This is a genomic window from Natronobacillus azotifigens (assembly GCF_026805325.1).
GTDB classification, from domain to species: Bacteria; Bacillota; Bacilli; order Bacillales; family Amphibacillaceae; genus Natronobacillus; species Natronobacillus azotifigens.
In genome coordinates, this window is the sequence record NZ_JAPRAT010000048.1 from 1 (window position 1) to 9,693 (window position 9,693).

The 9,693-nt window shown below is 31.5% G+C and carries 14 protein-coding genes and 1 pseudogene; 5 read left to right on the forward strand and 10 right to left on the reverse strand.

What is annotated here, in order from left to right; all coding sequences use genetic code 11:
* The 9 genes from OWO01_RS15440 to OWO01_RS15480 form a co-directional block, all read right to left on the reverse strand.
* The coding region (locus OWO01_RS15440; RefSeq protein WP_336284402.1) for a DUF3173 family protein at positions 1 to 170 on the reverse strand (170 nt) is incomplete at its 3' end.
* A 60-nt stretch (positions 171 to 230) separates the two neighbouring features.
* A complete protein-coding gene (locus tag OWO01_RS15445) occupies positions 231 to 506 on the reverse strand; it encodes a hypothetical protein (RefSeq protein WP_268781380.1) in 276 nt (91 codons plus the stop codon).
* 31 nt (positions 507 to 537) lie between these two features.
* A complete protein-coding gene (locus OWO01_RS15450) occupies positions 538 to 1,356 on the reverse strand; it encodes a rolling circle replication-associated protein (protein ID WP_268781381.1) in 819 nt (272 codons plus the stop codon).
* Between the two features lie 223 nt (positions 1,357 to 1,579).
* The gene (locus OWO01_RS15455) at positions 1,580 to 1,894 is read right to left on the reverse strand and encodes a hypothetical protein (RefSeq protein WP_268781382.1); all 315 of its coding nucleotides are present in this window, start codon (positions 1,892 to 1,894) and stop codon (positions 1,580 to 1,582) included.
* 128 nt (positions 1,895 to 2,022) lie between these two features.
* Entirely contained in the window at positions 2,023 to 3,348 is a 1,326-nt protein-coding gene (locus tag OWO01_RS15460; RefSeq protein ID WP_268781383.1) for an FtsK/SpoIIIE domain-containing protein, read from the reverse strand.
* 176 nt (positions 3,349 to 3,524) lie between these two features.
* A complete protein-coding gene (locus tag OWO01_RS15465) occupies positions 3,525 to 3,839 on the reverse strand; it encodes a hypothetical protein (RefSeq protein WP_268781384.1) in 315 nt (104 codons plus the stop codon).
* Positions 3,840 to 3,882: 43 nt separating this feature from the next.
* The gene (locus tag OWO01_RS15470; RefSeq protein ID WP_268781385.1) at positions 3,883 to 4,164 is read right to left on the reverse strand and encodes a hypothetical protein; all 282 of its coding nucleotides are present in this window, start codon (positions 4,162 to 4,164) and stop codon (positions 3,883 to 3,885) included.
* 75 nt (positions 4,165 to 4,239) lie between these two features.
* A complete protein-coding gene (locus tag OWO01_RS15475; protein WP_268781386.1) occupies positions 4,240 to 4,437 on the reverse strand; it encodes a hypothetical protein in 198 nt (65 codons plus the stop codon).
* A gap of 270 nt (positions 4,438 to 4,707) precedes the next feature.
* Positions 4,708 to 4,968 carry a hypothetical protein gene (locus OWO01_RS15480; protein WP_268781387.1) on the reverse strand — a complete coding sequence of 87 codons (261 nt, stop codon included), beginning with the start codon at positions 4,966 to 4,968 and terminating at the stop codon, positions 4,708 to 4,710.
* A gap of 347 nt (positions 4,969 to 5,315) precedes the next feature.
* On the opposite strand from OWO01_RS15480, the gene OWO01_RS15485 reads away from it, so the two are divergent.
* The 5 genes and pseudogenes from OWO01_RS15485 to OWO01_RS15505 all read left to right on the forward strand — a co-directional run bounded on the left by OWO01_RS15485 (position 5,316) and on the right by OWO01_RS15505 (position 9,391).
* The gene (locus tag OWO01_RS15485; RefSeq protein WP_268781388.1) at positions 5,316 to 5,690 is read left to right on the forward strand and encodes a hypothetical protein; all 375 of its coding nucleotides are present in this window, start codon (positions 5,316 to 5,318) and stop codon (positions 5,688 to 5,690) included.
* A 1,119-nt stretch (positions 5,691 to 6,809) separates the two neighbouring features.
* Positions 6,810 to 6,979: pseudogene (locus OWO01_RS15490) on the forward strand (helix-turn-helix domain-containing protein).
* Between the two features lie 95 nt (positions 6,980 to 7,074).
* Entirely contained in the window at positions 7,075 to 7,515 is a 441-nt protein-coding gene (locus OWO01_RS15495; RefSeq protein ID WP_268781389.1) for a hypothetical protein, read from the forward strand.
* Positions 7,512 to 8,732 carry a peptide ABC transporter permease gene (locus OWO01_RS15500; protein WP_268781390.1) on the forward strand — a complete coding sequence of 407 codons (1,221 nt, stop codon included), beginning with the start codon at positions 7,512 to 7,514 and terminating at the stop codon, positions 8,730 to 8,732. The genes OWO01_RS15495 and OWO01_RS15500 overlap by 4 nt, the downstream gene beginning before the upstream one ends.
* Complete coding sequence (locus OWO01_RS15505) at positions 8,729 to 9,391, forward strand: ABC transporter ATP-binding protein (RefSeq protein WP_268781391.1); 663 nt, start codon at positions 8,729 to 8,731, stop codon at positions 9,389 to 9,391. The genes OWO01_RS15500 and OWO01_RS15505 overlap by 4 nt, the downstream gene beginning before the upstream one ends.
* Positions 9,392 to 9,510: 119 nt before the next feature.
* Here the strand turns inward: OWO01_RS15505 and OWO01_RS15510 are convergent.
* Positions 9,511 to 9,693: hypothetical protein (locus OWO01_RS15510; protein WP_268781392.1), on the reverse strand; the 183-nt coding region annotated here is incomplete at its 5' end.

Consider the following 9,693-nt stretch of genomic DNA (forward strand, 5'->3'; position numbering starts at 1 on the left):
GGCACAACTCCTAATCGTTTGTTGAGATAAAGTGTTTTCCCTTCAGCAACTAATTGAACCTTTGCTTGCCTTATAATACTCTGAGCTGTAGAAACTGGAAACCCCAGCTCGATTAAGTCTTTTTTACAAACTATATTCATAAAACCATCTCCCTGTTTACTCACTTTCATTTTTCTTCAATATGATTTATCAAAAAATCTAAACACATATTTCTACTTGCACTCCCAATCTCACACAAAAAAAATTATATCAAGTACTTCAGTGGTTAATCGGAAAGTTTCACTTCCCAAACCTAATGGCTCTATACAGATAATAGCAGGCTTTCCAATTTCAAGAGTCATAATTTCTTTAACTTCGATTTGCTCACCATCTTTACGCAATCCGAATTTTGGATTTACACGCACTAGTTTTTTAGTGGCTTCCGATATTTCTAAAAAATACTTACTCCCAGAACGAGTAGTAATAAGATAAGTACCGCTAGGGGAGTTATTATCAATTCTGTTCAATTTAAAGCTCCTCATTTTAAAGCTCCTATCATTAGTTACTTTTAAAATAATTGTCATTAATCTTTATCTTTTTATATTTCACAGGATTATCTACGAGCCTACCGTTTCGATATTTTTTCGATACGTATTCAGTTTCATATAGAGTTGATTCTTCATCCAACTCTATACTGTCTTTCAAAAGAAGTTTTGTTTCTTCTGGTCTTTTAAGGTTTCTGGAACTAAGATAAGCTTTCTTTCCGAAGTTTTCTAATAATTCCTGTCCAATACCTTTTTCCATATATTTAACTACATAGCGACCAGCATTTGTTGAATCATCTAAATGATCTAACTTGTTTATCCGAACGGCTCCATGTCTCCATAATTTCAACAATACCTTATGAGGTATAAAGGGAACTTCAAATAATAATAAATGGCTGTGCCAAGCGCCTCTCTTTTGACGTTCTAAAACTGCTAAGTATCTCAATTTACTCTTTTTCGTATCATAGACATGGTAATTAAATCTCTTTATAAATGTTTTTAAATTACTGATGAACTCGTTTCTATCTCGAATGTTTTCTTTCGTAGTCAACGTTAGAAAAGAAGTATTATCACAAAAGTTAGAATCAACAAGTCTAAGTAGTTTCCACTTTGCTTCTAATCTAGTTTTATTCATTCTATTCAAACGTTCTTGTTGTTCATCTTCTGATAATTCCTCAAATGATCTACGCTTACCATTTTTCTTTTCACCTTCATCAACTTGTTCAGTAGAACAATTCTCAACTAGCGCACCCTCTATAAAAATAGGTTTTTCATATTCCCAAATCTCTACGTAAGAACCAGAACGGATTATTTTCTGATTATAACCAGACATAAATAATCAGTCCTTAATGAATTTTAATTTCAAATTAATAATAATGGCTTTCGCCAAACTATTGTTTATATAATAAATAAACTAGGAAGGGAGTTAACACTCCCTTCCGTACCTCTAAAAGCCAATTCCAAGAACAGCCGTTCCACTGACTCGCTCCGCTTGCCGACTCCGTCGGGCAGTCCTGTTCTTGTCCTCGGCTCAAGAGGTACAAAAATCTATTTATCTACTTGGCTGGCAATACATCAGAGCACGAGAACCATAAATTCCCATTAAATTGACCAACCTGTAAGTCCTTCAATACTACAGGAATAGCCTTATTGCTCTCCATATCCTTAAATCCTAAGGTAGGGTTCAAATTTTTCACCTTGATTTGAATTAGCTCCATGAAGAAATCTGAATCTTCTTGTTGTATAGAGACATTCAAGCGAAATGCAGATAAATTTTGAGTCTCTCTATCTTTTATTTCTGAATAGCCTTTTATTGCTACAAATTTATTACCTAGTAATTCTGGCTTTAAGAAGTCATTTAATTTAATCATTTATATTCATTCCTTTTCAATTTTATTTTTCAAGTGCACATCAGCCAAAGAACGGCTGCTGGGACCCGACGTTTCAAGTGATTTTAGAAGAACACTAAAATCACTCGAACCGACGGGTTAATTTTTAATTACAAGAGCTTCTTCAATTCAGCGATAAAATCAAATTTTTTCATATCAACGTAGGGGGATTCCCAATATTTAGCACATTCTTCACCACTACCCTGCATGTACAGAAGCCCAGCGCCTTTTGTTTCAATTGGAGGGATGTTCTCTGGTGTTGCTGAACCGAATATCATGCGATAACCTTCACTAGAGTTTGCTCCTAGAGCAATTCTTAACCCCAAATTATCCCTTAAATCTGTGTTAAGGGTGTTTGCATTCATTTGCTGAGCACTTATTAGGCAAAAAATTCCAGATTGACGTCCTAATAGAATGACTTGTTTTAGTCCATCCATCACTTCATTTACCAATTCTTTAGATTTTTTATCTGTGCCACTAGCCTGGAACGCTCCCATCTCATCAAACACCAGCCAGATAGGGCTATAATTATGGTCTGCAAAGTTACTCCCATACTTAAAATTAGCGTTCATAAATGCATACCGCTCTTTCATCTCTGTAACCACAAGCCTTACCACACGAGCTATATTATTAGGTGTAGTAGCAATTTTTTCATCACCTATGTAATGCGAAAGGCTCCCGAGATCACTAGCCTTCGGATCACAAATATAGACGGTGGATTCACGTCTTATAAACTCTAGCAGTAAAAATGATATAAAAACACTCTTACCACTCCCAGTACCACCAGAGACCAGAATATGAGGGCATTTTACAGGATTATATGTAACGCCATACCCTAGATTAATATCTAATCCATCAACCATACTTATTTCACTTATGACCGATACGTCTAAGCGTTCTGGTGGAGCAATAACTAAATGGTATTCAACGAGCGTATTTCGGTTTACGACTCTCTCAACAGGTAAGCCAAACAATGCTGACAAGCCTTCTTCTAGTTGTGACATTTTAGCAGTAAAATTATCTGCATTCTTATGAGCGTACACAATCAATTTTCTATCTGTTTGCTCGTATGAAAACACAGCAGAATTAGAAATGTATTTTTCTCTGACCGTTTTCCATCGACCTTGATTATCTCTTTGCTCTGACTCTCGGATACCTTCCTCATACAAACTGTTTGCCTTAATGAAATATACCAATCTATCTTTAATGAAATGCTTTTTGGCGATTCGGTTTCTCTTTTTTTTCATTACCTTATGAACTAAAATAGCCACATAAGCTATTAAGGTAACCAACATAAACGACCAAGCCCCAGCAGAAGTTAAAAATATGGTTATCATGAGCAATATAAATAAAATGTGAAGAAATACTTCTAAGTTCTTCATTATAGAGTACCAATCAGTATATCGATCAAGCAGAGAAATCTCTTTACCTTCCATTTGTTATTCTTCTTTTAACCCTAATCATAAAACGGAAAAACGAGCTAGCCTTAAAGCTGTAATACAATCCAACTAATAGCAGAAATCCCCCTGTGAAAACAAGGAAGGTTTGAAAAATAAACAGCGATAGAAATAAAAAAGCAAATCCTAATATAGAAAAAACCCAAGATTTAGCATTATTTGATAGGGACATGCTGAACCTCCTTTTTTTTTCGATTGGCAACAAACATCTCAAGTTGTTTAGAAATAATAAGCACTAGTAACACGAATAAACCTACTAAAAAATACATTTCCCAAGCTTTCAGTTCAAAATCAAATTCATATGCTAAATCATAGGGTGCATAATCCTCTAACCGCCTAATAGCCAACCATGACCTTCCAAATGCGAAATAATCACTCTTAGAAAAAAATAAACTTACTAACATTCCTATAAAGGAATAAACAAGGAGAAAAGGAGTTGAAAAATAAATTATTTCTTTTAACTGTTTCATATAAACCTCCAACTATGTAGGGGAGAAACAAGCTCCCCTATTGTTATTTTTTATAATTATTGAATACGATTTTTTTCCCTTCTCTAATGTCTTGTAACATTGTGTTATTAGTCTCAAAATGTCGAACATCTTGAGCATACTTATGCGAGATTAAGGTTTCCTTAGCATATTTTTGATTCACTCTACCCTCTCCAGAAAAACATGATTCTAAAACAGAGATACCTTCATCAACTTCTATATTATGGATAGAAGGATAGTCTTTGACATTAATTTTTGAAGATTGCTCGTGTAATTTCTTAAGTGTTTTTTCACTTTCATTTTTCATTTTCATTCACCTCCTATCGTTTAACATTACAATCGTAAACTCACTTAGTATTAGGGGCTCTAATACATGTCATAATTATTCCTCCTTTAATTTTGAAAGACACCATTCGATACGTTCTAATGCCAAACGATTACTTTTAACTGCAATATCGTACACGTCATATCCTATAAGGTTATCCTCTTCCAATTCGCGAATGGATTTCTGATAGTATTTATGACTTTTGATTGATTGATCTAGTAATTCTGTATAAAAATGTTTCAGATATTCAGACATATCATTTCAAATCCTTTCAGAAGGCTTATATACCATTACAACTCACATTCCTCAGACCAAATTTCTTGGTGCTCTTCTTGATAATCTAAGTAGTTTTCATAATCCTTTGAGTCATTCTCAATCCATTCACGAATAAAATCTTTCATTGGTCTTCCTCCTAGTTTAAAATCACGAATATACGTTTCATATCTTTGTAAATCTAATATACACTATACATTTGATAGTTGTGTTGAGAAAAAAATAAAACTGTCAATTAAAGTCAAGACAATTTTATTCAATATTAAGAAGCTCATTTTCAAGGTTGGTTGTATACAGGTAGGATTTTTTATCATCTTCCATCCGTCGATTTAAAAAACCTTTATTGTTCATAGCTAACAACAATCTTGCAACATTGGGAGCTTGCCAATTCAAATACTTTCCAATATCTTTAGAAGATCTCTCTTGCTTATAACAGTAATAAGCTACGTTCATTTCAGATTTCGATAAGTTGTTATTTAATGCTAAACTCTCTAACAAACTTAATTTATCCATTTTCATCACCTCGCATATAAATATGATACTATCACGTTGATACTAATTTATCACTTGTTAAAACATAAGTCAATCAAAAATATAAAAACCATTAAATAAATACACAATTGGTAACTTAGCGGTACCCAACTATATTATTATACATACTTTTAAATCGGCATATAAAAATAGAAACATCTTATCTCACCGCATTTAGCAATAGGTTTTTTTACAAGTAAGTCGAGTGGGAGTAAATTTTTCTATAGATTAAATAAAATGAGTCTATTGTTTAGGGATTATCGTTACGATAAACTATTCTGAATAGGCTCATTTTTAAAGAGCAAATAGTATATAGAAAGGATGAAAGTATGAATATCTTAAAAGACTTGAGAAATAAATACTTATTTATTGATAAGATCATTAATTGGTTTATTGATCCTTATATCCGGATAAAGCAAGAAGTAATCGATTTAAATGAGAGAAAAAAAGCAACAGTTAGTAAGGGAGATGAATTAAAGATCTACCACTTGATCCTATTTAATTTAGTTTTTGGTCTTGCCTATTCAATTCTAATATATTTTATCTTTCATATTTTGGTTTGGTCTTTATTTAAATGGTATGTTATATTTTTTGAAATTGTTATAATTTTATATATATTTATTTTGAAAAAATTTCATCGTTTTCTTTGTACCAAAGTGAGGGAATCTTATCTTGAAAATACTAATGCTCAAGTAAAAAGGTGAAAAAAAATCGAAAAGGCTGTTATTTATACAATGATGATTATTTTAGATATTGATGGAGATACTCGAAATACAATCGACAATTATTGTTGGTTGTTTTTTTGGGGGGTTGCAAAGTATAGATGTCATCAGAGATTCCTGAAACAGTACAAGGGGGTTAATGGAACTCTCTAGCTTTCTGGGAGGTAGTGTCAATAGACGGGTTACATATTTTATATATAATCATCGTTTGATAATGATTTTCTGTTAAACCTACTAGCGCATGAGACGATATTTTTATATGGAGATGCTGATTTTTGAAGCTTAACCTTTAAATGAGAGATACGATTCTTTTTCCTACTTGCATACCAATCTATGGAGCGGGATTTTCACTCATCGTTTATAATCTAGGGAAGAGACTGGTTAATCAGATATAATACAGTAATTATTATTGTTGTGTATAGATGTTCTCTAATAAAAAGTTTGCAAAAGGAACAGGCCTCTGTTCCCCTACATTCAGTATTCCGGAAAAGTAAGCAAAAATTAAGATAAAAATAAGTTAGTTCTTTAATAAAAAAACCTACCAAGAAATAATTTTGGTAGGTTTTTTTTCATTGAATTTTGCAATGGAACATTTTCAGTAAGAAAGAGGATGTAAAAATAAATCGGAGCACTTTCAAAAAAAGTTTAGGATAATAAAACAATAATAATATAATGTTAATAAGTAATTATTTATTGACAAACGATAAAAAAGGGTTAAAATTAAATTTATCATAAATAAGTGAGCTACATTTTATGAAAGGAGGAACAACACTCTTTTTAAAGGTAACTGTTTCACTTATTGAAATTACGGTACTTGTTTTGTGTATATTTTTGTTGCCTTGCTAGCAAATCATACCGAAATGTATCCAGAGTTTGCTTATTTGCAATATCCCATTTTAATCACAAAATGATTTACATCCGGTAATAGCAATCATCGGATTAACAATTATTTTTACTTCTGTTATTATTGCAGTTTTCACTACGGTTCATTAAAAAATATTAAAAAATACTTAGATATAAATTCGGAAAACGATTTAACAGTCTGAGGTAAAAACAGAGGCGATTATAATTAATATCGATGTAATGTTAGCGAAAAGATAAATGAGTGTAACAGAATTATCTGAAAGAGTTGGAATAATAATGGCTAACCTTTCTATTCTGAAAAATGGATAGGCGATTATCCTTTAGAAGCTATTTGTAAAGCTTTGGAGTGTCAACCTGATGATATTCTTGAATATCAGAGTGAATCGACTTCAAACACCAAAGAATAGATTTATTTTTTTAGGGGGAAAGATATGGATATTTCAAAATGTATTTTACGAATAGGTAAGTTAGCTTACTACATGCCAACTTTAAGGAGTAGTTTATGAAATGTTCTTTATTTAGATTTATCGACGTTTTTGAGGCGTTTGCTATCTATCTAATCTGTTTTGCTTCAAACTTAACATTTATTTATGTACAAACTTTGAATTTAGAAGGTTCCTTTATTTTAACGTCTTTTTTAAAAGGTATTACAGATTATCAAGTTATAATAAACGTTTTTCTTACGTTTATTATAATAGTATTTCACTATCAATTTTTAAACCGTAGGAAAACAGAAATATCCTGCCGAATACTTGTAGGAGATACAATGGTGAATATTGTGATCCGATATATCTTGAATAGTCTAGCTATCATGGTGTGTAGCTTTTTACTATCACTTTCATTAAACCTCTATTTAGAGGTGGATATAACCAGCAATCTCTACTTAGTTTTAATTTTTATTGTATATATATTAATTAGTGCAGGTCAGGTGAAAAAAGAATGAGAATTTTACGTTTTTTTATAACAAGAGTATTTTTAAAAAGATGGATACTTGTTGTGGGTATGATAATACTACTTTTTTTAGCTAATTATCTTTCTTTTACTGTTGGTCGTTCAATTATTTCAACTTTTCAAGGTTATCAAGAAATAGAAACTCTGAATCAAGAAGGAATTTTTGTTGCTAATCTAGACCCGAATAGTGAAGCTAATTTTGATAAAATTGAAATAGATGATACACAAAAAGTATATGAATATTTAAACAACAATTATACTTATGCTCTACGAGCCGATGGTTTTGCCACTTCTTTATATAATAAATATAAGATGGAAGTTTCTTTCCATTATATCAATGAAGAGGCTTATAAAATAAATCAACTTAGATTATCTCAAGGAAACCAATTAAACTTCAATTATAACTTTAATAAAGAAAAAATACCTGTTTTAGTAGGTGCAGGTCTAGCGACAACATATCCTGTAGGGTCAAATATTGAGATTACAGATCCTGTCACCCAACAATTAGTCAATTTAAACGTTCAAGGAGTCTTGAAGGAGAATGCTCATCGTTCTAATTTTTATGCTCCCAATTCAAAAAATTATTTCAATTTTTCAATTTTTCTACCTGTAAATGAGGAATTTATTCAAAGTGCGGGTTTGGACCTACACGTTAATGGTTTGATGGACATTGTGCTTCTTGATTCGACAAAAGAGAAAGCAATGAATTTAAATGAACATATCCAGGAAAATCTAGGTTTAGAATTTAACTTTTTTAATCAACAAGAAAATTTTAATTACTTTGAAGATTATTATGTTAATTCATTAATAATCATCTGTACTATCACCTTTATTTTACTCATAATCATTGTTTTTCTGGCTGCCTGGAATACGTTGACAAGTGTTCGATTAATGATAAAAGATTTTACAATCAATTTATTAGTTGGATTAAGTTATTCAAAACTAAGAGCCGTTTTGTATAGTTATTTTGGAATATTGTTTTCTATTAATCTAATCATATTATTTGTGATAACCGCTTTCAATAGATACGGTTTTTGGTTAAGGAAAGACTCAATTTTTGCTACTTACGGTATATTTGGCTTAATAAGTATGGATTGGATTGCTTTACTTATTGTTCTCTTTATAGATTTTATTATTGGGTTTACGATTGTTGAACTTACAATGAAAAAAATTAAAGATATTCCGATCTCTGTGGGGGTTTTAACATGAGTAGTATAATTAAACTAGAAATCCAGAAAAAAACATTCAAGAAGAAAGGTTTTTCTATTTTAAATGATTTTAAGTTGGAAGTTGAACCTGGGGAAAGACTATCTATTATAGGGGAGTCTGGAGTTGGTAAAACTTCTTTGCTTAATATTATTGGTCTACTTGACCTACAATATCAAGGGAACTATAAGCTTTTTGATTCATCTGTTAAGGATTTATCACGAAATAAACTAGCTGAGTGGCGTAATCAAAAAATTGGTTTTGTTCTTCAGGAGTCCGCATTAATTAATTCTTTGACCCTAGAGGATAATATTAAATTGCCTCTTTTGTATGCAAACATCGAAAAAGACCTAACTGTTCAAGATCACTTTAAAAGAATTATTAATAAAATTGGAATTGAGTCCATTTTGGAAAAAAAACCGCTTGAGTGTTCTGGTGGCCAACGATCAAGAGCTGTTTTTGCTAGGGCTGTAATTATGAATCCCCAAATAATTTTATCAGATGAACCAACTGCGTCTCTGGACTCAGCAAATAAAGAAAAAATTACTAATCTACTTTTTGATATGAATAAAGAGTTTAATACTACTGTTATTACAGTGACTCATGATTTAGATTTGGCCAATCGTCATGAACGAATAATTACTCTTGAAAGGAATGAATAAAATGGGATTCTATATAATGCTCATATCATTCATACTTGGCATTTTTTTCGCCATTTTGGGTATTTCTCATAGGAAACGTAACTTTTTATACAAGTTTTTCATCGTGCTAGGAATCATTCTCATTCTTTTTGCTGTTTATCTAGCAAGGCCTCACTAAGAATAGGTGCCTGGCACCGCCCGGTTTTTGTCGAATGAATTAGGAAGAAAGTTTGTTGTGCTGATTGATGCTCAACAAGCTTTCTTTTTTGTAGATTTAATCCATTTTGGTTTTTCTTTTGGATCCCTATTTTAACCTTGTAAGT